Origin of the sequence: Kothea flammea, assembly GCF_052161645.1 — a bacterium.
In the GTDB taxonomy this organism is placed as follows: domain Bacteria; phylum Planctomycetota; class Planctomycetia; order Pirellulales; family Pirellulaceae; genus Laterigemmans.
The window spans coordinates 2,958,470-2,982,812 of sequence record NZ_CP197414.1; the positions used below are offsets into that span (position 1 = coordinate 2,958,470).

Genomic DNA, 24,343 nt, shown 5'->3' on the forward strand with positions numbered 1-24,343 from the left:
CCGAGTGAGCATGGGAAATCGTTTTCGTTTTTTACATCGGCCGACACTTGATCGCATGTTCTACAACAAGTAGTATTACACACTGTAAAAACACATCCAGCAAAAGCGAGGCATTAAGGTGAAGCTTGCGGGACGACAATTGGCGGTCATGCGGGTGCTTTGGCAGCGGCGCGAAGCGACTGTGGCCGAAGTGCAAAACGCGCTGGAAGCAGATCCCCCACTTGCGTACTCGACCGTCGCGACCGTGTTGTCGCGAATGGAATCCAAGGGGCTGATTACGCATCGCGTGGAGGATCGACAGTACTATTACCGAGCTGTCGTTTCGAAAGTTGGTGCGAACCAATCGGTTGTCGGCGAACTGGTTGACCGAGTCTTCGGAGGCAGTCCAGCGGAATTGGTTAGCCAACTCTTGGCCAGCGATCAAGTCGACAAGGATGAACTGGAGCGAATCAAACAGCTCGTCAACGAACATGCCAAGCGATCCAAGAGGAAATCATGAGCATTCCACTTTGGTTCGCGATGGCGATCTTTAGCTTTCTGATCACCTACCTGATTCACTCGACGTTGATCATCGGCGGAATTGCCCTGTGTGTTCGCAGGATACAAGGATTGCGAGCGCCCGCCTTGCAAGTTTTAAGTTGGAAGCTGGCGATCGTGCTGCCGCTATTGACAATGACGGTCGTGACTCTGTTTCCGTCTCTGCATCTGGGTTACCAATACGCACTGGATTACCAACACAAACTGGGCGACTTGCCCATGTCGAGCGTGGCTAGCGAAGTGCGACCTTCGTTCCCTGAAAAGCTAGGCTACTCTGCGACGGATTCGACGTTGCCGAATGCGTTGCCTGCTATCCCATTGAGTGACCACGCAGAACGGTTCCGCCCCGGGATGGATAACCGAAAAGCAATAGCCGTTCCTCAATTCAACTGGCGAACGCTGTTTCTAGCAATCACCGGGTTTTGGGTGGTAGCGGTAGTGATCAGCCTGATACGCCTGTGCATCCAAATCAAGCGAGTGCGTCGGCTGCGAATGACTTCTGTCCCGATCGAGTCAGCGGAGATCCAACACAGCCTCAAGCGACTCGCTCAAAAGATGCGAGTTCGACAACAAGTTGACTTACTGGAAGCGACGCATGTCGAGGGAGCCTTGACTGCTGGGATTTGGCGACCCTTCATAGTGGTTCAAGCAAGCGACGTGGGCGATCCAAATGGCAGGCTACTGGACTCGCAGTGGAACGCCCTGCTTGCGCATGAATTAGCCCACATTGCTCACCGCGATGCGAAATGGAATCTACTGGCGCGACTCATTCAGTGCCTGTTTCCCTTTCAGTTACTGAATCATTTTGCCGGTCGGCAGATGCAAATTGCCATGGACTTCGCCGCGGATGAGGCGGCTTGGCGAGTTCTTGGTGAGCAACAGGGACTGATCCATTGTTTGATCCGGATGGGAGATCAAATCATTGATCGACAAATGCTTCGCTTGAAGCGATCGGGACTCGTTGCGGGAGTCGCGGCGTTGCGATCAACGCTCGGGCAACGCGTCGAAAGGCTGCTCATCCAAGACACGTTCAGCAACGAAGTCGCGACGGCCACTCGGTTCAAATTGCTGACGTGTTTGACCTTACTCTCCTTAATCGTCGCAGCGCTGGTTCCTCAGGCTGTCGCCAAGCAAAAACTTATGAACTCACGAAATCAAACTCTTTCAATTCAAGGAAACACGATGAAATCACAGCTTTCCGCATTGGCCGTTCTGATCGGTTTGTCCGCACCGCTTGTTGCGGACGAGCCACAGAGCCAAAACCCCGCCCAGCAGTTGGCAGAACTCAAGTCAACGCCCGACGAATTGCCAGCAGGAATCAAACGATTCAATGGCATGTTGGTCGGTCGCCTTGCGGCCAAGGATGTCGAGAAGGGGTCCTTTGTCGTCGTGGTGGATGCCATCCCGCGTGTTTGGGAAAATAGCCGGGCAGAAAACCCCAAATCGATTGTAGGTAAGTCCATCGAGATCGAAGGCGTCTTTGGGAAGTTTCTTGATGTACTGGTAACCACACGTCCCGGCGAGACGATCGAGTTCGAGTGCAAGCACGATGGGGATGCGTTGGTCTTTCCCGGCGAACTGCTCCGCAAAGTGGCTCCTTATAAGGCGGAGGACTATCCCGTCTTGCCGGAAGCGTTTCGTGGCTTCCGAGGAGCGGTCGTCGCCGAAGTGAAAAAGAAGGATCCGGAAACGTTTGAACTGATCATCGCAGTGAAGAAAGTCGCTGATGTTTGGAAGGAGAACCAAGCCAAGCAGCCCGAAAGCATTGTCGGCAAGGAAATGATGCTAGCCGGTTTCTGGAACCGCAAAGAGGCTTACCATAAGTTAAAAGTCGGTGATCAGATCGAAATCGGCATGCAGCATATCGGACGCCAAAGCGACCATCTGACGGTTGCAGAGTTTGTGCGCCCCAGTGGTCCGGTTCGGCAGGAGAGCATGCGTGAAGACGCCGCCGTCATGGAGCGATCGGATAATCCAGCGGTGGGTTTTCGCGGTATGATCGTCGGGCGATTGGTGGCGAAGGATGTTGAGCGGGGAACGTTCACGGTCACTGTGGATGCCGTCCCGCGTGTGTGGCAAAACAATCAGTCACGATCACCGAAATCGTTGCTCGGAAACACCGTGAACGCCGAAGGTGTTCCTCCGGGCCTCCTGGACGCTCTGGTCGTGACACGCATTGGTGAGACGATCCAATTCGGGGCGCTGCACGATGGTGGAGAGCGTTTGCGAGTCGGCGAAGTGCTTCGCAAAGTTGCTCCCGTCGAAAAGGGCGATTACCCCGAACTGCCCGACGATTTCCGTGGCTTCAGCGGAATCTTGCAAGTGAAGATTATCAAGAAAGACGAGCAGCTTTGGGACCTGATTGCTGAAGTGACTGACGTCGTCAAAACCTTCGATAAAGATCGCTCGCGAAACGCCGAAAGTATTGTCGGCAAACAAGTCATGCTCACTGGTTTTTGGAATAAGAAAGACGCTTATCACGGCATCGCGGTGGGCGACCAAATTGAGCTAGGCGTCGAGCATCCTCAACGACTCGGTGATCAGTTGAACGTCATTGAAGGTGTGCGCAAGCTCGACAAGTGAGTTCAACAAGAGTTTGATTTTTTAAGCTGAGAACGGTTTTAGGAGAGTGTGCATGCTTCGATCCGTCGCCCGATCGCGAACGTTCTGCTGGCGTTTTCAGCTCTTCGCATGGTTCGTTATCGCACTCGGCTCTTTCCCATTGGGTGGGACATGTTGCTGGGGCGGCGAGACTAGGCCGCCCGCTGATCAGCGGTATCAAACCAACGAGACATCCGAAGTTCCCGACTTTCAGCGTCATGTTGTTCCACTGCTGGGACGACTGGGATGCAATGGTCGTAACTGCCATGGATCATTCCAGGGGCGCGGCGACTTTCGTCTCTCCCTGTTCGGCTACGACTTCGCCATGGACCACAAGGGGCTGGTCGGTGAAGCCGCTTCCACGGCAGGCCAGCGTATTGATGGTAGTGATCCGACGAATAGTCTGATCCTGAAAAAACCGACGCTTGAGATCGATCATGAAGGGGGCGAGCGATTCACCGCTGACTCGTGGGAATACGAGTTACTACGTCGCTGGATCCAAGCGGGTGCAAGGAAGCCGGTTGTGTCGCAGGAACTCGAGCGGCTTGAATTGCTCCCGAGCGAAATACTGTTCCAAAACGAGAATGACACCACGGGCTTGCAAGTGATCGCGGTTTGGAAAAACGGTGATCAAGAAGACGTTACGCCGCTCTGCCGCTTTCGTACGAATGACGATTCGGTTGCGACCGTCTCGCAGGATGGAATCGTGAGCTCCACCGGCTCGGGCGATACGCACATCATCGCGTTTTACGACAACGGAATCGCTTCGGTACCGGTGATTCGTCCGCTGTCGTCCCCAAAACATCAACCGATCACGATCGATTCGGAGATGTTACCCATCGATCGATTGATCGCGACCAAGCTGAACAAGCTGCAGATTACACCTTCAGCACAATGCAGTGACACGGAGTTCCTTCGTCGCGTCAGCATCGATCTGACCGGAACGCTTCCTCCGCCCCAAGAAGTTCGAGAGTTTTTAAGCGATCCGCGCCAGGACAAGCGGTCTCGCAAAATCGATGAACTGTTGAGTCGTCCTGCCTATGCAGCTTGGTGGACGAACAAGCTTTGCGACTACACCGGCTGTAACCCGCAACAACAAGCGGAACTGGGGCAGGAGCTTTCCGTTCAGTGGTACATGTGGATCTTCGCTCGGCTGAAAGAGAATGTTCCTTATGACGAATTGGTAAGCAAGATTGTGTTGGCACAAGGCCGGCGTCCCGAGCAATCTTATGAAGATTACGCCAACGAAACATCTGCTTATTTCCAGAATGATTCGAAATCAGACTTTGCCGATCGGCAGACGATGCCCCATTACTGGACCCGCCGAAGCATGCAGGAACCCGAGCGAGCCGCCGAAGCGTTCGCTCACAACTTTTTGGGTGTTCGGCTCCAGTGTGCCCAATGCCACAAGCACCCGTTCGCCCAGTGGACGCAGGAGGATTACCGGGACTTCAGTCGGTTTTTTGAAACGGTGAAATTCGGTGTCCGTTCGAGCGATCTAGAGAGCTATCGCCAGTTGGCGCAGCGTGTCGGCTTGAACGTCCGTGGTGATGCCGGATCCTCGATTGGCAACGATGCGTTGCGAAGACTTGCCAGTGGCACGGTCTATCCATGGCGAGAACTCTATATCCAGCAGCGCGACCGAGTTGAGCAAGTCAACCTCTTACGAAGTGGCCATGTCACTCTAGAAGGCCCGGCAGATCCTCGGCAGCCGATCATGGCATGGATGAGCCAGCCCGATAATCCATGGTTTGCAAAGGCATTCGTCAATCGCGTGTGGGCATCGTATTTTCACAAAGGAATCGTCGACCCGCCCGATGATCTCAACCCTGCCAACCCGCCTTCGCATCCTCAGTTACTCGATTGGCTGTCGTCAAGTTTTGTTGAAAACGGATACGACATGAAATGGTTGCACCGGGAGATCACTTCTAGCCAGGCGTATCAACGAAGTTGCAAACCGATAGACAGCGCTCACAGCGACACCAAGAACTTTAGCCGAGCCGTTCCGAGACGAATGCCTGCGGAGGTGGTTTACGACAGTGTGAAACAAGTTGTCGCTGGCAGCGATCAAGCTGATGAGGTGCGTACCGACCTCACGCGACGGGCTTCCGGACATCTGTCGATGCGATTGGCTGGCACCTACGCGATGCAGATTTTCGGGAAGCCGGAGCGCGCCGTGAACTGTGACTGTGAACGGAACGATCATCCCACCTTACTTCAATCGGTCTTCCTGCAGAACGACCCGATCATCGAACAACGACTCGAAACCAGCGGCTGGTTGGCAGAGCTCGCAGCCGCCGAATCTAATAATGCATTGCCGCCACTTGCCAAACTAATCGAAGAAGCTTGGTTGCGATCACTTTGCCGCTTGCCCAGTCAGGTCGAGCTAGAGCGAAGTCTTCTCCATTTCAGCGAAGCGGACTCGACGAGCAGTGGGATGCAAGATTTGTTGTGGGCGTTATTGAATACTAAAGAGTTTCTGTTGATCAAATAACACTCACGAAACCAAACGCACAAGGACTTCATGATGTTTGTTACACGCCGCCATTTTTTGCAAGTGGGTGCGATCGGAACGAGCTTGACGCTCAGCGATTACCTTCGCTTCGCCAACGCTCAAGATCAAGTCGATCAAGGCCGTTCGGCCGTGTTGGTATTTTTGGGCGGCGGACCATCGCATCAAGACACGTTCGATATGAAGCCCGGCGCTCCGGTCGAATATCGCGGGCAATTTCAACCGATTCGCACATCGGTCCCCGGAGTCGAGATTTGTGAACATCTCCCCCAACTCGCTCGCCGCGCCGATCGCTACGCAGTCATTCGAGGAATTTCGCACAGCCTTGCCGACCATGGCCTGGGAACGCGATACCTGATGACGGGCAACTTACCAACACCGGTTGTTGACTACCCGATGTACGGCTCGGTGGTCAGCAAAGAGTTTCCTGCTGCGGCCGATCTCCCTTCATTCGTTTCCATCGAACGTCCCGTCGAAGGGCCGGGGTATTTGGGTGCCGAGTATGGTCCGCTTTCCACTGGCGAGAAACCTCGATTCGGCCAGCCGTTTCGAGTTCGAGGAATCACACTCGATGGAACGATGACCTTGGATCGATATCGCAAGCGGCGAAAGCTGGTCGATGATATTGATACGGCGTTTGCAGGTTTTGAAAACCTTGACGATTCCGTCCGCAGTCTCGATCGCTTTTCACAGCAGGCCTATCAGATCATTAGCTCATCAAAATCCCGCTCCGCTTTTGATTTGACGCTCGAGAACGAGCGCGAAGTAGATCGATTTGGTCGTCATGAGTTTGGGCAAAGTCTATTGCTGACGACTCGCCTGATTGAAGCCGGAGTTCGTTTCGTTACCGTTCTCTTGGAAGGTTGGGATACGCATCAGGACAACTTCAATCAATTAGGACGTCAGCTACTACCCAACCTGGACCAGGCGCTCTCGGCGATGCTCGATCGCTTCGGCGAACAAGGCAGGCTCGATTCGACAGCGATCTTGGTCACCGGCGAATTCGGCAGAACGCCCAAAGTGAATAACAACGCGGGACGCGATCACTGGTCGAGGGCGATGTGCTCTTTGATGGCCGGCGGCGATGTTCGCACAGGCCAGTTCATTGGTGAAACCGACGACAAGGCGGCCGGTCCCAAAGGCAACGGTTTTACACCGGACGACCTAGCCGCCTCGTTCTTCCGAAACATCGGGATCGACCCCAAAACAGAATACAACGCAAACGTCGGACGGCCGATCACGCTGATCCGCGATGGATCGACGATTCCAGGACTGTTCACTTAGAATGCACGATGTTGAGTTCACCATGACAAAGATTTACGCAGCGATTGGATTCGCTTGTTTGACTTGCTTCTCGGCGCGAGCAGTTGCTCAACCACCGCAGGTTCCGCGAATTGACAGCGTTGTGATGGCCGACAATCAGCCTCACCAAGATGATCCGGCTGTGATCTGGTATGACGATTTCGATCTTCCACAGCGTCAGGAGCAATATCCTGAGAAGAGTGGCAAGCTGTCACAAGAGGTTCGTTTTGGGAACACCGGAACATCGCTAGAGATGGCTTACCCGCGTGGCTCTCAGGGAATCGGCGGAAGAAAAGTTTTCTTCGGAGATTCTCCGACCAATCGCCGCCAAACGTTGCGAGGCGATGAATCGTTCGACGACATCTACTGGCGGATCTATGTCAAGCATCCTGCCGACTGGAAAGGTGGTGGCCCGGCCAAACTGTCACGAGCGACGAGTCTTGTTCCACCGGGTTGGCGACAGGCGATGATTGCGCATGTGTGGAGCAGTGGCGAAGCATTGACGTTGGATCCGGCCAGTGGTGTCAAAAATGGCAGCGTGGTCACGACTGGCTACAACGACTTTCCCAACCTGAAATGGCTGGGGAACAAGCCGACATCGCAATTCAAGCTTCATGGCGACGATGGACTCGGCTGGTGGGTTTGCGTCGAAGCGCGAGCCAAGCTGAATACACCCGGCAAAAATGATGGCGTGAACCAACTCTGGATCGACGGAAGGCTTGAGGCGGAGCGGCGCAACCTCGATTGGAGAGGGACGTTCGACGAGCGAGGTATCAATGCGATCTTCCTTGAAGCCTATTGGAATGAAGGTTCGCCCGTTGATCAGGCCCGGTGGATTGACAATTTTGTGATTTCTACCAAGCCCATCGGTCCGGTGGTCTGCTCCACCAATCCCACGATTTTGAAAACAAGCTACATCGGCCCCGGGTACCAGCATTCATGGCAGGCCGAGATTGCGGAGAGAGATTCAATGGGGGCCGCGGTTGGGAATCCGGTCTGGAGATCCTTGATGCAGGCTGATTCAAACCAAGTCACCATCAACTTGGAAAATGGTGAATTTCTTGGCCGTTTATCACAATCATCGTCACTCGCTAACGACACCTCCTATCTCATTCGAGTGCGGCAACGAAGTAGCAATGGCCAATGGTCTCTATGGAGTGACTGGCATCAGCCCTTCCAAACGAAAACGGCGAATGAGGAATCTTCAGAGTAGCGTTTTCAACAGCAACTGACTTGCTGAAATGGTTGGTTTTACCGGGCGAGTTTCCTTCCCAGGGCTAACATAGGCGGTCGAATTCATTGAATAATTCTTTACTCGATATTTGAGTCTCACTGATCGATTCCCGACCGTTTCGGCAATCATTTTGGAAGTCCTGCACGCAGAATAAATCATTGCTTTTGGGATTCCGATCCTATGACAAAGGTGCGCCGAGTTTGACCGGCTTAGCGCTTGGCCAGTCGCTCGATCGAACGGATCCCCAGTTCCATCTTTGTTCGAGCCGACACATTCGCCGAGTGAACATGGATGACCGGCGGAACAAAGCCGGCTGTGACAACCTGTTCCTCGATCGGCGTGGATTATCGTCACGATGGGGGCCGAATGTCAGCGGTAACTCTCGTTCGTGAAGGTCGACGATCGCAAGCCGCACTTCATCTGGCGAATAAAATCCGCTCGTCCGTTGAAGGGCCAACGTATCCGAAACCGCGCGTCTTTTTCACTTCACTTACCCAGCTACGCCGCGTGGCGTCTTGCGTCTCGATGAAGGGTCGGTAGGCGTCATTCAGCAAAGCGCTACCGCGTTTTCAACTCTTTTGGGTACGAAACGCGAGGGATACCAGCGATTGCTGCAATTCCGGAACCCAAATCGAAAGAATGTTCCGCAGCGTGATACTTCGACTGGACACTGCGCTACAATGCTCACGTTGCAGTTCGGGCATCGTTGGCTTGCTGCGAAAATGCGTAGTTGTCTACGTTTAAACGTTTGCTTTAGGAAGTTTGAAATGAAGAATTTTTTTGGTCTAACCGCGCATGTGCTTCTAGCCTCTGTTTTTGTCGTTGGCTGTTCAGGTGAAACAGAAACGACAGGCGATGTGACGACTTCAGGGACAAGTGACACTGAAGTCACGAGCATCGATTCGCCTGACGAAATGGCCGATATCGTTGATACAGCGGCAGGAGCTGGCGATTTTGGGACACTTGTGGCTGCTGTCAAAGCCGCTGGCCTAGTTGAGACGCTCAAGGGCGATGGACCGTTTACAGTGTTTGCACCAACCGACGCCGCCTTCGAAGATCTGCCTGAAGGTACAGTTGCTGACCTCCTCAAGCCAGAAAACAAAGACAAACTCGTTGCGATTTTGACCTACCACGTCGTGCCTGGAAAGGTGATGGCCGCGGACGTCGTCAAACTTGACTCGGCTACAACGGTTCAGGGCAAAGATGTAGCAGTGACCGTTGAAGGTGAAACCGTCATGATCAACGGTGCCAAGGTCGTTGCAGCAGACATCGAGTGCAGTAACGGCGTAGTGCACGCGATCGATGCAGTAATTATGCCACCCAGCGAGTGAAACCGGGGTTGCCCGAAGTGGGCTTAAGTACTGAATTTTGGATGGGAACTTTAGACTACTGATATGTAGTAGCCAGAACTTGATCTGGCATATGTTACCCAGATTACGCACTGGGCTGTAAGGGCTGGTCGAGCATTTTCTGTTCGGCCAGTCTCTTCGAGTCATCGAATGTCGTTCTCGGAGTCTTCCCGAAACAGAATCTTCTGTTGTGTGGTCTTTCTTCGTTGTAGCTCCTCATCCATACATCGACATCCGCTTGGAGCTGCGCGATGGATTCATAGAGCGTTTTGCGAAACGCGATCTGGTGAAACTCCTGAAGCGTCGTCTTGTGAAACCGTTCGCAGATTCCGTTGGTTCGAGGGCTTCTAGCTTTGGTTTAGGTAGATCTGCTTGGTTTCTCATCCGTGACCTCATGGTTGGGCAACTTATGCTCCGCAGAGCCAAAGCCGCTCGTCGCGATAGGCTAGCAAATTAAAGTCGCTCAAACACGAGAAAAACGGAGCCTCAGGTGCTCACCGGGAATCGCTGCTCTTGAGGCAAGACAAGTCGTCTTCGCGGGCTTTATCAATAACCAACTAGTTGCCTGGAACCCGTTGATCAGCGAGTTTTTCCTAAAGAGTAACTTGACTCACTGCCGTTCCTCGTATCGAAACGCTTGGCTCAGTGCTCGCTGAATAGCGATGAACGACCAAGGATTATCCGCGTTTTTTGAATGAACCCGCGCGCATATTACGCGGGAACTCCAGTGGCCAAATCATTGGAGATAAGACTATGGGAAACGAGCTAACAGGCTCCACCGTGTTAGAAGGTGAATTGGACGCGGAACGCGAGTAAATCCGCTTCGGTTGCACCGATGGCGGTATTGCCCACAGTGGCCTCCGCGCTGGTCCACGGCTGAGTCCATTCGAGCATCACTTGAGCATGCTCGGTCCAGTGCCAATTCATGCCCACAGTCATCTCGTTGTATCGGCCCCGGTTTAGCGCGCCGAAGTCCAGATAGGACCAGCGGGCCTTAGCTTCCCATGCACCCCAGCCAGCACCTCCGGGGACAAGAAAGAAGTTCGTCAAGGGCCTTACCCGGCCGAAGTGGGCCAGATGACGTCCATCGCGATTATATCTCCGATTCTCACCGGTTAAAAAATAGCTGGCTTGAACATATGCGCCGTAAAGCATCACATCGGTGGCACTAATGCGATCGACAGCGGTTGCGTACAACTCACTTTGAAACGAAAGCGGACCGGTAACGGTGGCCAACTCAAGATTTGCCACCGAATAGGAGTTGGCGGCAATGTTACCCGAGTCGATGAGTCGTTGCGTCTCCCGATATTCACCCCCCCTTGCTCGAAAGCGTATCAAGTCATCGCGAGGATCGGTGTGTACGAACCCTAACCCCGAGTGTATCAGGTAGCGTCCATTGGATGGCTCGTCGTAATACGGAAGCCACGTAGCACGAGCACTCAACCGCAGCCCCTGGTTGTCATCGATGACTTCCTTAGTCGATTCGGGAATGTCGTCGAAAAAGACTCCCAGTGCAAGTGTCTTGTTGAGGTCATCTGAGATGTGGTAGGAAGCCATGCCCACCTCGCGCGATGGCGAGAAGATATCGGAGGTGGGAATCGCTCTTTCCATGAAAGTCGTGTTTGGCAGCGGCGTTACCTGGTCAAGACTGAATGGCACAAAGAAGTTACCAAAACGCAAACGCCCGTTTAAAGGCAACTCGTTGATGCTAAGGTAGACGTCTTTCATTGCGACATACGGCTCCGACACGCCGTTGGAATTATCGTTGTCGGGTTCGAAATCGAGTTGGACCCGAAAGTCGTAGACGCCATAGCCATTGCCGTCAACGTTCAGCCGAATTCGCCGCCAGTTGGCAACATCTTGAGCGTTGCGTCTGATTGCTGGTGACGCGTCGGCCCAGTTGAAGTAATCGAACATCACCTGGCCACCAATTTTTGTCGTCCACTTTTGATGGGAGACGTCGGTCAAGTCCGACTTTTGCCGCTCTGTCTCCGCCTTTTCTTTGGTGGCTTTTGCTTTGGCCTCGGCTTCCTGTTTGGCTCGTTCTTCCTTTTCCCGGTTTACTTCCTCGAGCGCTTTTTCGAGTGCTTCGACACGTTTGCCAAGGTGTTGGTCGCTGCCGTCACGCTCCCTGCCTGAATCGTCCACGATCGGCGAGGTGTAAATCACCCGAAATGGCAACTGGTCAGGATGCGTGGTGTTTTCCGTTGGCGAGACAGATTTTGTCACCACTTGGGGATACGCAGGCGTCGGAATCTCTTGAGCCCGTAGATTGCACGCGCCGCAAACGAGCGTGACATAAGCCAGGAGATAAGAGGCCCAAGGTCGCGGTGCCAGGCCGCAAGGAGCCAAGGCTCGAGATGAACATCGCTCGATTAGGGAAGTTTGCATGAGAACCTCGGCGTATCGTCTATCCGACCTGCAGTTCTCCGGTCAGCCAATTGCTGGCTTCACTTCCGCCAAATCGACTTGATTCGTAAGTTGGGAAAGAGAGCGCGCATGTGTACCCTCACGTATGGTCTCCATCGGATCGACGGCATAACCGTCTTTATTGGAATAATTGGAAACCTTGAATAATTTCGAAAGTTCCCCAGCCCGTTGCAGATCGCGGCAGCGTTGGCTCGCTGGATCGTGAGCGTACGCCCCAAATGCTCTAATGATGCAGCATTTTTCCCATTCGCAAGGAATGCATTGGAGGTCGGCGATGACTGCTCGGACGGTAAAGGCGCGTGCGAACAACGCGACAGGCGAAGCGAGTGTGCCCAAAACAAAGGTCAATCGTTTCCATCAACGTTTAGGGATTTTGACCTACGTCCAAGCCTGCCGCTTGCTGGGGGAAGAAGGGGGCAAGCTGATTCAGCTGGGAGGTCGAGCATTTGAACTCCAATCGGATCGGGATGTATTTTTGGGTGGAGACCTGTTGCGACTTCGAGTGGAAGACAACACCGCTGCGACTCGCCTTGTTTGCATCTTGGCGCGGCCTTGGAATATTTGCTGGACGCAAAGACTGTTCTCGGACTGGCGATGCCACCCGATGAGGTCGTTCCGCTGGAGTATTTGATTCCCGAGGAGCTTCGCTATCGCATGCTAGCGGGGTCATTCGCCAATCCCGATACAAACTTTCTTGCGATTTGGAAATCTCGTGAGCTCTATCAGCAAGCATCGCCGCTGATTGAGACGTTAGCGGATTTGGGACCCGATCGCGCGCTGCCAATCATGAATGACGCCGGAGATGCCAACGAGTGGCGATTCACGTTGGCCAGGATCGGGGTCGCGATTGAGGAATTACCAGTTTTGCCAACTCAATCACCTCAGTCTGTTGAGCGGAACGCTCGCAAAGTCGCAAACAAGCTGCAAAGGTATAACCAGGACAAGGCGTCGCAAGAAGAAATTTAACACGCAGCTTGCTCTGCGTTTTGGCTTAAACGGCAAAACGGCGTTTGGTCAGCGGCGGGTTGCTGTGCACGATTTCCCCCGAATCTGACACTTTCAGGTAGTAAGAAGCCCCAATGTGAATCGCGGCCGAAAGGGCGCAATCCTCCAAAGGTTCCCTTTGCTCCCAGACATTGACCCGATAGTTGCCGTTGTGGTGCTGACAAACCTCGATGTGGTCCAAACGTGGGGGGCGGCCAGTTTGCTCAAGAATCTGCGTCTTGATCTTCAGAGCGTGGTCTGATTTCTCCTCGAATTCGCTTTTCTGTGGGGCACCTTGATCGACTTTTGCCATAATTTCTTCGCCCGCGTGAGTGATAAAAGTTAATTCTAAACTATACCCGAAGAGGTCCAAACTCGATACGGGTTCGGCCTGAGCCAGACCTCCACGCCGGCGCGGAGGTTTGCGAATCGATTCGGTGTCCAGACTTTTCTTCCATGGCGTAGTGCATGCCACCAACACCTTCCCCGGGGGGGATGTTTTTCTGACGAGCGGAGATATGCGGGCGCACAAGAAAACCAAGTCTACGGGGAGGCAACTGGACTGTTGCAACCTCGGATAACTGGCATTAATCGAGGGGCCGGCATGGATTACTGCTTTCAAATCCACGCCAGTGTCCTGTAATTAATGACGGATTTCTTTCAGAAAATGACAGATTTCAGTCAATGGGTGATTGATATCTCTCACTGCCTTCTTTTGCTGGCCTGAGTGGTGTTCATTGATTGGACGAATTCGACGGCCAAGCATTGCTCGCATTTGATTAAGGGCCCCGCTTTTACCAACCGGAGACCGCCGCAATTTGAGGGAAAACCGCGACACGGTTGTCCACGTGCAGCGGTGCTGTGTGAATGAAGGGAAGGCACCGCTTTTAACAGGCGGTTTAGCGGAGCTAACTTGTAGGTCTAGACTGGTTTCAGTTTAGCTTGCTATCTCATCATTCCTATTCAGGTTCAGTGGCTTGGATGGCGTCACCCAGTTGTGTCATGAAGTAGCTAGATCATGGGGATGTTGTTGGCGTCGCGCGGTAGTGCAAGACAGTTGCCTGTGCGGTCGGTTCCAGCGAGCCCAATTCGATCCCGGTGGTGATAAGTTCCGCACCGCTGCGGATCGTCACCGTCCCTGGTTGGTCCCAGTCAAAACACTCGAAGCGTTGATCGGGCTGCAGACCTCTCAGGCGAAGCTTAATCGGCCGTGCGTCGTCCGTGCTGGCACGAAAAGCTTGCACCACCCCTTCACCACGCTGAGGATCATGGAATTGAAACGCTAGCCAGGCAGCAGCGTCATCACTCCATGGGGTCAAAGGGTAGAAATCTGCTGCAAACAAAGGTCGCACGGTAAGATATCGTTCAAGGTGGCGGCGTAGTGCGGAAACGCTATCCTGATTGCGAAAATCAATCGCAAAACTCGCGCAAGCACCCATTCCACTTCGCAAGGCAATCTCGTCTGTCGCATTTGAGCCCAGGCCATGTAGTGGTAGCCAATGCGAGAGCCCCATTGTCATCGCTTGTATGTTGCGAGGAAATGTGGATGCTCCCCAGGTGCTGTCGCTGCGCCACAGCACGACAGAACGCCTTAACGTTTCAAAATCGAGCCGTCGGCCACCGCTGGCGCAATTATCGATGATTAACTGGGGGTGACGGCTGGCAAGTTCGTCAAGAAATGCGTAGAGCCCATTGATGTAACGAATTTCCCGCAACCCGACTTCATCTGCTGCCTCTTGCGTGTGCCAGAAGTAGGCGGGGTACAGGTTGCAATCTAAGCGATAGATGCTGATGTTTGCGTCAGTGATATACCTGGAAGTGGATTCAACTGCCCAGGCTCTGGCGTCGGGATTGCCGAGATCCAGCAAGGCAAACCCATCCTGTTCCATGTATCGCAGCGATGCTGGTGTATCGCTCGGCCAAAGTAGCCAAGCGGCATGTTCGCGTTCCAACCACGATCCACGCATGACTCTTTCCGGTTCAAACCACACCAAGAAACGCAGGTCCATTGCATCAACGGCTTGGCTCACGGGAGTCAAGCCGTGGGGGAAACGATCGGGATCGGGGTCAGGATTGCCCTGCATTGAAGGAAAGCCTCCCGCATTCCAACCTGCGTCAAGCCAGAACGTATCGATCGGTAGGTCCAACTCTGCTATGTCAGCAGCGAGTGAGGTTAAGTTGGCCGCGGTTGTATCATTGAAAGCAATCATACCGTGCACGCTTGCCGCGACGGGCATCAAGTCCATCGGTTGGTGGTTGTTCGGCGTAAAGTGGTGCTTCATTAGTTGTCGAAATTGGTTCTGTCCTTGCAGCCAATCACCTTGATAGGCCATTACCAGCACGGCGGGCAGCTTGAGCAGCTCGGCAGGCTGCAAGCGAAATCGTGACCGCTTCAAGCCGGCCTTGATATGAACTTCGCCATTCTCCGTTACCGTAAAACTTGTTTTCCAGTCACCAGCCCAGCCCACCGCGACTACGAGCCCGCCTCCTTGGGTAGCCAAGTTGAAGTATGGCATTGCGCCATCGGACGAGCGACCGCCGTAAGACTCCAGCACGCGTGGCTGATTCAGCTCAAGCGTTTCCATGTAAGGTCGGAAATCACTGGGGTTGCTGTGGCTACCTTCGCTCCAATGAAGATTCACTTCGTGGGCGGCGGGGAATTGAGCAATGAAGTTTGCCGAGTCAACGTCGATGTAAAGTGTTGCACCATCGCTGCCCGCATCCCTCAGATTGATTTGCCATTCCACAGCCTCGTATTCCTGATAGTCGTGACGCGTCGCTTCCCAGCCTGGTTGCGGCGACGCACAAGGCACCCAGGTCGTATCATGGTCGAGGCGAAACTGGTCGCTAATAATTAAACGCGCCGGAACCTCGTCGGCCAAACTGAGAGTTGCAAACGTCCCCCACACTAGAGCAGCCCCAAGGTACACGATCATGCTTCGCAGCATCGCACAGCCTCCTCGATTCATGGTGAGCGGCAACCGCGCGGAAATGCGTTCGCCCAAGCGATTTGATTAGTCCACGTGAATGGTAAATCTTATCCGACGGGCCTGCCGCCCGCCATCTGCGGTGAAAGTCGCCTTTTGCTCCGCGAAAGTCCGCGCGCTGTTTTCGCCACGCGAAAAACGACACTTATTCTCCGATCGTTCCTAAGTCCCGCAGCTAAACACCTCCGCATCAGGCATTCAACCAAACGCAATCAGCCGGAACGCGCAAGCGTCCGGTTGCTCGGTACTGTGAGCTAGCGCTCAACGGCTGATATAATCGAAAGACTTATGTCGAAGTGCTTTGCAGTGGTGGTTCATTTCCCGATAATCACTGAACAAGCTTGCTTATTTTGATACTGTTTGAGTTACCGTTGCCAATCGTTTTGGATCGAGAGACGATCGATGGATGCCGCTTTAATTGCCTTGACCAGCCGCGGAGTTCGTTTCACCTTTCGTGGGGAACCTTTTCGCAGTCGTCGGGATATTCCGAATGAGGACATTCTGGACATCAACTTCAGCCAAGTGGAGATAACTGACGGCGATATTGAACCGCTGTTGCCGCTGGTGAATCTTGAGGGAATCAGCTTCTGGAAGACCGGCGTTTCGGATCGCGCAATCGAACTAATTTCAAAACTTCCTCGCATCACTCGACTCAATCTGTGCGGGACGCAGGTTACAGATGCATCGATTTCGACCCTCGTCGGTATGGAATTAAGTTATATTGATGTGGCAGACACGCAGATCACCACCCACGGATTAGAAACCCTCCGCCGGGGGCTTCCGACTGCGGAGCTGCTGGTCTAGCTCAAGTGATTCCATCGGTGAAAGTGCCTGTCTTCGGGCTCGGTTTGTCATGTCAACCTGGTTTTGAAAACATCGTAGGGCAATGTTTGTCGAAGCTGCTTTCGCTAAACCGCGAACCATGTGTCATGGGGCACGGTCTAGGAAGCATTCACGGTTAACAACGTAACAGGAGAATAATCATGGGTGCTTCGCAGGGTAACTTTGTCAAATACCCGCGGACACCTCACCTGTTTGGCTCGCGGGGCACATCGGATGATAAACATCTCGGAGAACGGGATTCGTTGCGGTTCTTAGCCGATGATTCATTGATCGCGGAAGAGAAAATCGATGGCACTAACGTCGGGATTCATTTTTCCGGCGGGGAATTGTTGCTGCAATGTCGCGGGCACCAAATTACCAACGGCATGCATCCCCAATATGATTTGTTTAAACAGTGGGCAATGGTCAAGCGGGGCGTGCTGGAAGAACGGCTCGGCGAACGATTTATCATGTACGGCGAGTGGCTTTATGCCAAACACTCAATTTTCTACGGAGAGCTGCCGCACTTTTTCTTCGAGTTTGATATTTTCGACAAATCAACCGCTGCCTTCCTAACGCTGGAGAAGCGATTGGAATTGCTGACGGAATCGGGTATCGAAACGGTGCCGATCGTGCATCACGGTTCGCTGGAGCGGGCGGGGGTGCCAGACCTGATTGGTCCGTCCGCGTTTGGCAGCGTGTTCGAGCATCCAGTGTCTGGCCAGAAGGACAACTTGATGGAAGGTCTTTACTTCCGCACTGAAGATGAGAGTGGCGTCACCGGGCGGGCCAAGTTCGTTCGCCCCGAATTTGTTGAAAAGATTAAGCAGAGCACGCATTGGCAACAACAGGTGATGGTTCCTAATGAATTGGCCGACGGCGTCGACATTTGGAAATGAAGATGGATTGGGAGCGTATTCGAAGAGCTGAACACGGCGAGATCGTCGCTTGGGCTGAAACGCAGGCTTGGGCGAAGGCGATGGCGGCTTGCGCCCAGGACTCTCAGTGGCACGCCGAAGGTGACGTCTGGACGCATACCAAAATGGTTTGCAAGCAACTGCCGGAAGTCGAAGGCTGGGAGGAGCTGTCGGGCGATTGCAGGCTCGCCTTGCTATTTACTGGTTTGCTGCACGATTCCGCTAAGCCGCTGACTTCGCTCGTTGATCCCGAATCGGGACACATCCGCTCACCGAATCATGCGGTCAAGGGTGAACATCTTGCGCGTTCTTTGCTGCGTGACTTGGGATGTGACCTCAGGACTCGCGAGCGAATCTGTTCGCTGGTACGTTATCACGGACGGCCGGCGTTCCTGCTGGAGCGAGAGCATCCGGAACGCGAAGTCGTCCGACTTTCTTGGTTGACTGATAATCACTTGCTGTACTTGTTCGCTATTGCCGACACGCGGGGACGCGACACTGATTCAATGCAGCGTCCCGAGGATAATTTGCATTACTGGAAATTGCTTTCGCAAGAGCTCGGCTGCTTTGACGTGGTGTTCCCATTTGCGACTGACCATGCGCGGCTGATCTACTTTCGCAGCGACGAACCCAATTTGCATTATGTTCCGCACGAAGATTTTTCAGCTCGCGTGACGATGATGAGTGGCTTGCCCGGCAGCGGTAAAGACACGTGGCTTGTCAAACATCGTGGCGAACTGCCCGTCATTTCATTGGACGACATCCGAACAGAGCTGGGGGTAGACCCGACTGACGATCAAGGACGGGTGATTCAACTCGCCAGCGAACGTTGTCGCGAAAAGCTCCGAGTGGGCGAGTCGTTCGCTTTCAACGCAACGAATTTGTTGCGCCAGACTCGCGGCCGTTGGCTGTCATTGTTCGCTGATTATAACGCCTGGGTTGAGCTAGTTTACGTCGAGCCGTTGATGAAGTGTATTCTCAAACAGAATCGCGAGCGGAGAGAGACTGTTCCCGAAAGCGTTATTCTCAAACTTGCTGCCAAAGTTGAACCGCCCAGCTGGCTGGAGGCTCATCAGGTATTACTGATCGATAGAGGCTGACTGGCGGGTGCAGTACTGGCCTGGTCATATTTCCAATTGCTGCAGCACTTGGCACACGCGATCAATTCGTGTCTGTAAGTCGCCTGATAGTATTGTGAACTGAATTCCTCGAGAGTTTAAATCCGCTTTGATTCGTTGTTGAAAGATATCCCGATGCACCTCGCCGCTGCGATCCCATGTGTTGTCGTAGGGGATATCGGTATTACACAAAAAGTAAATTTGGTACCGCTCTTGACACTCCGCAGCCAGTTTAGCAACGGTGGGATGCACTTCACCGTGGTAGTCAAGCGAGAATTGAAACGTTGTCGTGGCATCTGTGTCAACGAATAAATATCGATCTGCCTCTGGCAAAATCTGTTCTTCTCGCTGGCGATGCCCTACCGCAATTTCGGCCAGTTGAGAAAGTGTGAGACGACGGTTGACTTGATTTGCCTCCCAATACTCGCGACCATACTCGGGCACCCATTGTGTCGCGAACCGTTCAGCGAGATGCCTCGCGAGGGTAGTCTTGCCTGTTGATGGCGCGCCAAGAAATACGACTTTAGTGATGAGGTCACGATAGACGATTGGGGCCAGATATTTGCGGTAGCGAAAGGGAGCCGAGCGAATCTTTGTCGCGGAAATGGGGACGCGGCTGCGGGCTTCGTCGACGCGGCAATCGATTGCCCCTAGCGCGCGAGCGACATGTTCCCCGTAAAATTCGCTGCTATAGAAGTGCGTAATGGCTCGTCCTTTAAGTATTCGTTGCAGGTAGGCATCATGCCGTTGAGTGATCTCCGGAGCCGCGCCCACTTCTGTTGGGCCGTCTTTTGCTAAAATCACTTCGACGTTGGGGTATAGTTCCGTGATCCAGCCGGCACGTTTTTCCAAAGCAATGGGAGTGACTTCTGGCGCATCGTAAATCACGACAATAACTAGTTCATTTTCGGCGATTGCCCGCTCGATAAGCAATTGATGCCCCCGATGCAGCGGCGCGAATTTTCCCAGTGTCAAACCCGTCGTCATACCAGCTTTCCGATTGGTGGTTGATTTAGCAGTCGTTTATGCCAAATGACGAGGCCGATGCTCGCCATGATCAAAAACGCGAGGTATAAGACAGCGGTTGCATTGAGTTCTTTCGTGAAGTAAACCCAGATGGCGACAACATCAACACAGACCCAAAAAAGCCAGTTTTGAACGTAGCGTCGGGCAAGTAAAACCTGGGCAACGAGGCTAGCCGTTGTCGTGAACGCGTCAGGATACGGAAGCGATGCGTCCGTCCAATGTGCCATCGCCCAGCCAAGTGCGGTTGTTCCAGCGATCGTAATCACCACCCACCCTCCAAGCACTCGTCGTGGTAGTGACAGCACAATGAGTGAATCATCGTTGGCGGCTTTACGGGTCCAGCAATGCCAGCCATATAATTGAAGAAACACGTAAATTACGTGTAACAGAAGATCTGAATATAGCTTTGCGTCGTAAAACACGACAATGAAAAGCAAGACTTGAATCAGCCCCGTCGGCCAGCACCACATGCTGCGACGAATCGTGAACAAGACGCACAAAAATCCAAACACGGTCGCGGTCAGCTCGATCCAACTCATCATGACATTCCTCGACTGTTCTAGCAATTTTTCTAGCCACGCTGGGAGAGCGGGCTTCTTCATCGCGATTCGCGGGTGAATGCGTTATCTCACTCGATCTAACACTGCTGATGGTCTAATGCCTCAAGATTCACGAGGCCTCAGTCGGTTGCTGTTCCGCGGTACCGTATTCTCGGTCTAACGGCGTGATCAGTTTACTCGATTTTGCGTTTCCGGATAACGTGCTGCCTTGCAGGATCATGTTCGCGTTCTGATTCGCTGAGGCGAGAGTTGGAAACCTCGATTTCATTTGTTAAGATTGGCAACTCGTAACTGCCGCGCACCTTCCGATCAACTTGGCTTTGGAGTGAGCCAAATGGGTAAACGAAAGAAAAAAGCTTTACCACCGAGAGTAAAACGCATGAAGCGTGCCGGTCGTTTGATTGCGGCTAGGTCATGGCTGTCTGCCTACACTGGCAAGAATATCGTGCGAGGCTATTGCAAGCACTTTGCCGTTGACTGGCGATGTGCCGCCATTGAACTGCAAATGCTGGGAGTCAAAATCGATCCAGACTATTTGGCTTGCCGCGAGCGCGCAGATCAAGAGGTTGCTCGACTCAAAGAGAAACGCAGGCGAGAGCTTGCGGCGGAGCAGCTGGCGCGAGAGCAGGCACATTGGCATTCCTACACCGATTCATTCACCGCCTACCTGGCTGGCGATATCGAAGCCGCGCACGATCTTTGGCTTCGAGAACAAGCCATTGCTGGAGAAGAGTCAGCCATCTTTGGGGATGAGTCTGGGCGTATGGACATCTGTTATTGATTGAGATTGTCGACCCACAAATATTTGTTGGCGCTGAGCCTGCGCTCGCCATCCCAGCGGTACGCCACCAACTTTCCCCCTTTGGCAACACTGTAGTCGGTGCAAGCCACGTTGTCTGCTAACGGCTTGGGCGTTCCGGTCAGCCAGTAATGGCCGACGAATACAGGAGCATGCTCAGCCGGATATGCTTCAAACTCTGACAAAGCGTCCGCGGAGATTTTCAACTCAGGTACTTCATCACTTCCCAGATGATGTTGACGGTACGTTCGGCCAGTACCCTCTTCGTACCATTTGATCCGCACGGTCCCCCGCCGCTCTCCAGACTTGTCGATGATCCAGTGTCCCGCCGGCATCTGTAGTTCGGGGCCTTTCAGTACGTGATTGATCGCCTTGTTTAGTTCAATGCCAGACTGTTCGGAGAACACAAGGAACTCAGGCGTAAAATTTCCAGCACCGGTCAGCGCTCGTCTGATGCAGTCGATGTCTCGTGTTTGCCATGACGCGTGAGCCACGCGGATCCCGTCGATCTCGAGTGCTACCGGAAGTGTTTTGAACCAGGCAATCGCTTCGCCAAGTTCTTGCGACGAGAGTTGCTCGAGCGTCGCTTGGTGCTGTTTTAAATTCTTGTCGGAGTGCGGCCGAAACCACTTTCCAGCTTTACCCGGCTCAGGCGTATGAAATGCGATCGCGTTGTATTCATGGTTGCCCATCACCGCGAACGCATTCCCAGCGTCCACCATCGTTCGCGCGATTTTGACGACTTCACCAATTGCTGGTCCACGATCGATGAAGTCCCCGACGAATACGACTCGACGTTCTGAATGCCGATAGCCTTCTCCATGCCGCTCGTAGCCCAGCTTAGCCAGCAGGCTTTTGAGTGCGTCCGAGTGGCCGTGGATGTCGCCGATGATGTCGTAGCCGGTCAAACTTAAACTCCGTCGGGATTTTTCTTTGGTCTTTTTGTTGTTTGCTTTGATTCAGTAGATCGTAAGGTTTTGTCGGTGTGAGAGGAAGTCATGGTTGTTTTGAGTGCCGCGGGGTTGCAGGCTGGTGTGGCACGCGGGAGCCTGCTTTGCAGTGCGTTCCCAGGCAGGAGCCTGGGAACGAGAGGAGGTAGGTTTAGCAGTTTACTGTGCGGGTGCCTGTGAACGTGGGATTGAGTCTTCAAGTAGGGGTAGGACGATGACGGCTGCACCGTGAGTGCTGAGGTGGCCCGCATCGCGATACAGCGCAGTGCCTCCGTCTGCAGCTCGGTAGTATGTACCGTCTTCGCTGAGACAATAGGGACGTGGATCGAGGATGGTGCCGCCGGCCGCTCGCAATTGCTCAAGGAGACCAGGTGCGTTGACGAGGGAATAGCTCTCGGGGGCAGGTTTGGCGCACAGCGGCTCAATCGGTTTACCAGCCATCGCATATTGCGCGAGCACCTTGGGCACATCAAATCCTTGTGATGGTATCTCCAGCATGATCCAGGGCCGTGCCCCCGCATCGTGAATCGCTTGGACCGTCGCAACCAGTGCTGACTCGAACGAGTCGCTGCTGGGATGCTCCCTGGTCTCGTGCTCGTAACCGCTCCAAGCACCGACTAGCACCACGTTGCTTATCTTACGCCGCTTTATATGCTCGAAGACCGCTTGATTGAACTCAAGTGAGTCGAGCCCCATGCCAAAATCTAACCCTTTAAAATAGCCCAGCAACGGAGCGGTCCAAGAATGCGTGGCTGCCTGGCCAGCGATCCCACGCGCCTTCAAGTATTGGTCGAATGCTGGTGCTACCGCCATCGCGTGGCTGTCGCCCCAGACCAACCAGTCGAGCGGAGCTGCGGGGTCCGGAGCACCGAGCCGCGTTAGTCGACCCGTCACCGCGTCTGAAATCTGCAACTCATGCAGGAACGCTGCATCGCCTTGCCCCTTGGCGTAAGCAAGTGCTTCGGGTGTGAAGCGTTGCGGTAGCACGTGACTGGATTGAACCGTCAATCCACCGATGATCACAAACCCCGTTGCCACAGCCCCCATGGCATAGGTCGAGCGGCGTGTCTGACAATGTCGCCTGAGCCGAAAAGGCTGCTCCACAAATCGCCACGATAGGACTGCCAGCACAAAGCCCGCCAAGACCAAAAACCAGCGGTAGCCAAACGATAGTGGTTCCGTCGAAAGATAGTTACTAAACGAGAACATTGGCCAATGCCAAAGGTAAAACGAATAGGAGATCAGGCCGACGAACACTATCGGGCGGGCCGATAGGACTCTGGCCGCAATCGGCAACTGTGTCTTCGCATGTCGCTGGCTGGTTACCCAAATAAAAAGTCCGGTGGCTCCGCAAGGCAACACCGCAGCGAGCCCCGGAAACGGAGTGGCTGAAGTATAAAACCAACAGGGACCCAAAATTCCCAACAGCGATACCGCCGCCAAGGCCTCGCGTAATCCATTGAGAACTGTCAAGCGACCAGTAGCACTCGCACCAGCATTGGCGCTCGCATCAGCAGTGACGCCCGCCTCAGTACGTGGTGCCGGTAGCAGAGCAATCAACCCGCCGAGCAGTAGTTCCCAAGCGCGCGTGGGGAGTAAATAAAATGCGGCGACTGGTCGATTAATTACTCCCCAAATACTGACGGCCAGGCTGAGCAGAATGCAGAGAGCAAACAACGAAACCAGCGGTCCTCGCCCGCGAAACATTGGCAGCGCCACCAGGCCGACCATCAACAATGGAAAGACAAAGTAAAACTGTTCCTCGACCGCCAGTGACCAGGTGTGCAGCAGCGGTTTTTCCTCCGCGGCCCCGTCAAAGTAGCCAGAGCTCCGCCAGAAATAAACGTTGGCGGTAAACAGCCCCTGGAAAAAGGCCGACCGGCCCAACTCCGCATAGTCGGCTGGCAGCAGCACGATCCAACCGGCCACCAGCGTTGCCAACACGAGACATGTCAGAGCGGGCACAATGCGACGAATGCGACGTTCCCAGAATCCCGCCAGGGTGAACGTGCCAGCCGCGAGGTCCTTCAGGATCAATGACGTGATCAAGAAACCTGAAATGACAAAAAATACATCGACACCAACGAAGCCGCCGGTAAACCCCAAGCCAGCGTGGTAGAGCACAACGGCTAACACTGCGATCGCCCGTAGTCCATCAATCTCCGGACGGTAGCGAAAGTCTTGGATCAGCGATTGCATTGTTCGTAGGCTCTTC

The 24,343-nt window shown here is 53.7% G+C and carries 19 protein-coding genes and 1 pseudogene; 12 read left to right on the top strand and 8 right to left on the bottom strand.

Annotated elements, in window-relative coordinates:
* Positions 1-118 precede the first annotated feature (118 nt).
* The 6 genes from SH139x_RS11375 to SH139x_RS11400 all read left to right on the top strand — a co-directional run bounded on the left by SH139x_RS11375 (position 119) and on the right by SH139x_RS11400 (position 9,517).
* Positions 119-499: a BlaI/MecI/CopY family transcriptional regulator gene (locus SH139x_RS11375; RefSeq protein ID WP_488355331.1), complete on the top strand. Its 381-nt coding sequence runs from the start codon at positions 119-121 to the stop codon at positions 497-499.
* A complete protein-coding gene (locus tag SH139x_RS11380) occupies positions 496-3,120 on the top strand; it encodes a M56 family metallopeptidase (RefSeq protein ID WP_488355332.1) in 2,625 nt (874 codons plus the stop codon). The genes SH139x_RS11375 and SH139x_RS11380 overlap by 4 nt, the downstream gene beginning before the upstream one ends.
* A gap of 52 nt (positions 3,121-3,172) precedes the next feature.
* Positions 3,173-5,632 carry a DUF1549 and DUF1553 domain-containing protein gene (locus tag SH139x_RS11385; protein WP_488355333.1) on the top strand — a complete coding sequence of 820 codons (2,460 nt, stop codon included), beginning with the start codon at positions 3,173-3,175 and terminating at the stop codon, positions 5,630-5,632.
* 30 nt (positions 5,633-5,662) lie between these two features.
* Entirely contained in the window at positions 5,663-6,934 is a 1,272-nt protein-coding gene (locus SH139x_RS11390) for a DUF1501 domain-containing protein (protein WP_488355334.1), read from the top strand.
* Between the two features lie 22 nt (positions 6,935-6,956).
* Positions 6,957-8,165, top strand: a complete 1,209-nt coding sequence (locus tag SH139x_RS11395; RefSeq protein ID WP_488355335.1) for a hypothetical protein — start codon at positions 6,957-6,959, stop codon at positions 8,163-8,165.
* A gap of 788 nt (positions 8,166-8,953) precedes the next feature.
* A complete protein-coding gene (locus SH139x_RS11400; RefSeq protein ID WP_488355336.1) occupies positions 8,954-9,517 on the top strand; it encodes a fasciclin domain-containing protein in 564 nt (187 codons plus the stop codon).
* A 103-nt stretch (positions 9,518-9,620) separates the two neighbouring features.
* Here the strand turns inward: SH139x_RS11400 and SH139x_RS11405 are convergent.
* Together SH139x_RS11405 and SH139x_RS11410 are read right to left on the bottom strand one after the other, a co-directional pair.
* Positions 9,621-9,893, bottom strand: a pseudogene (locus tag SH139x_RS11405) (integrase core domain-containing protein); the annotation flags it as partial.
* A 425-nt stretch (positions 9,894-10,318) separates the two neighbouring features.
* Positions 10,319-11,926, bottom strand: coding sequence for an OprO/OprP family phosphate-selective porin (locus tag SH139x_RS11410; RefSeq protein ID WP_488355337.1), 1,608 nt, complete (start codon positions 11,924-11,926; stop codon positions 10,319-10,321).
* Positions 11,927-12,239: 313 nt separating this feature from the next.
* Between SH139x_RS11410 and SH139x_RS11415 the strand changes: the two genes are divergently transcribed.
* Both SH139x_RS11415 and SH139x_RS11420 read left to right on the top strand, forming a co-directional pair.
* Positions 12,240-12,596: a hypothetical protein gene (locus SH139x_RS11415; protein ID WP_488355338.1), complete on the top strand. Its 357-nt coding sequence runs from the start codon at positions 12,240-12,242 to the stop codon at positions 12,594-12,596.
* Positions 12,560-12,931, top strand: coding sequence for a hypothetical protein (locus tag SH139x_RS11420; RefSeq protein ID WP_488355339.1), 372 nt, complete (start codon positions 12,560-12,562; stop codon positions 12,929-12,931). Before SH139x_RS11415 ends, SH139x_RS11420 begins: the two co-directional genes overlap by 37 nt.
* Before the next feature lie 25 nt (positions 12,932-12,956).
* Here the strand turns inward: SH139x_RS11420 and SH139x_RS11425 are convergent, their stop codons facing one another.
* Together SH139x_RS11425 and SH139x_RS11430 are read right to left on the bottom strand one after the other, a co-directional pair.
* A complete protein-coding gene (locus tag SH139x_RS11425) occupies positions 12,957-13,424 on the bottom strand; it encodes a hypothetical protein (protein WP_488355340.1) in 468 nt (155 codons plus the stop codon).
* 541 nt (positions 13,425-13,965) lie between these two features.
* On the bottom strand, positions 13,966-15,897 hold the full coding sequence (locus SH139x_RS11430) for an alpha-galactosidase (RefSeq protein WP_488355341.1): 1,932 nt from the start codon (positions 15,895-15,897) through the stop codon (positions 13,966-13,968).
* A gap of 441 nt (positions 15,898-16,338) precedes the next feature.
* Here SH139x_RS11430 and SH139x_RS11435 point away from each other — a divergent pair, with 441 nt between their 5' ends.
* The 3 genes from SH139x_RS11435 (at position 16,339) to SH139x_RS11445 (ending at position 18,775) form a co-directional block, all read left to right on the top strand.
* Positions 16,339-16,740, top strand: coding sequence for a hypothetical protein (locus tag SH139x_RS11435; RefSeq protein ID WP_488355342.1), 402 nt, complete (start codon positions 16,339-16,341; stop codon positions 16,738-16,740).
* 179 nt (positions 16,741-16,919) lie between these two features.
* Entirely contained in the window at positions 16,920-17,657 is a 738-nt protein-coding gene (locus tag SH139x_RS11440; RefSeq protein WP_488355343.1) for an RNA ligase family protein, read from the top strand.
* Between the two features lie 2 nt (positions 17,658-17,659).
* Positions 17,660-18,775, top strand: a complete 1,116-nt coding sequence (locus tag SH139x_RS11445; RefSeq protein ID WP_488355344.1) for an AAA family ATPase — start codon at positions 17,660-17,662, stop codon at positions 18,773-18,775.
* A 24-nt stretch (positions 18,776-18,799) separates the two neighbouring features.
* Here SH139x_RS11445 and SH139x_RS11450 read toward each other — a convergent pair whose 3' ends face one another.
* Both SH139x_RS11450 and pnuC read right to left on the bottom strand, forming a co-directional pair.
* Positions 18,800-19,780, bottom strand: a complete 981-nt coding sequence (locus SH139x_RS11450) for an AAA family ATPase (protein ID WP_488355345.1) — start codon at positions 19,778-19,780, stop codon at positions 18,800-18,802.
* Complete coding sequence (gene pnuC, locus SH139x_RS11455; RefSeq protein ID WP_488355346.1) at positions 19,777-20,361, bottom strand: nicotinamide riboside transporter PnuC; 585 nt, start codon at positions 20,359-20,361, stop codon at positions 19,777-19,779. Before pnuC ends, SH139x_RS11450 begins: the two co-directional genes overlap by 4 nt.
* 397 nt (positions 20,362-20,758) lie before the next feature.
* Between pnuC and SH139x_RS11460 the strand changes: the two genes are divergently transcribed.
* Positions 20,759-21,160, top strand: coding sequence for a hypothetical protein (locus tag SH139x_RS11460; protein ID WP_488355347.1), 402 nt, complete (start codon positions 20,759-20,761; stop codon positions 21,158-21,160).
* On the opposite strand, the gene SH139x_RS11465 is transcribed toward SH139x_RS11460, so the two are convergent.
* Together SH139x_RS11465 and SH139x_RS11470 are read right to left on the bottom strand one after the other, a co-directional pair.
* On the bottom strand, positions 21,154-22,086 hold the full coding sequence (locus SH139x_RS11465) for a metallophosphoesterase (RefSeq protein WP_488355348.1): 933 nt from the start codon (positions 22,084-22,086) through the stop codon (positions 21,154-21,156). The genes SH139x_RS11460 and SH139x_RS11465 overlap by 7 nt on opposite strands.
* Before the next feature lie 201 nt (positions 22,087-22,287).
* Entirely contained in the window at positions 22,288-24,327 is a 2,040-nt protein-coding gene (locus SH139x_RS11470) for an acyltransferase family protein (protein WP_488355349.1), read from the bottom strand.
* Positions 24,328-24,343 lie beyond the last annotated feature (16 nt).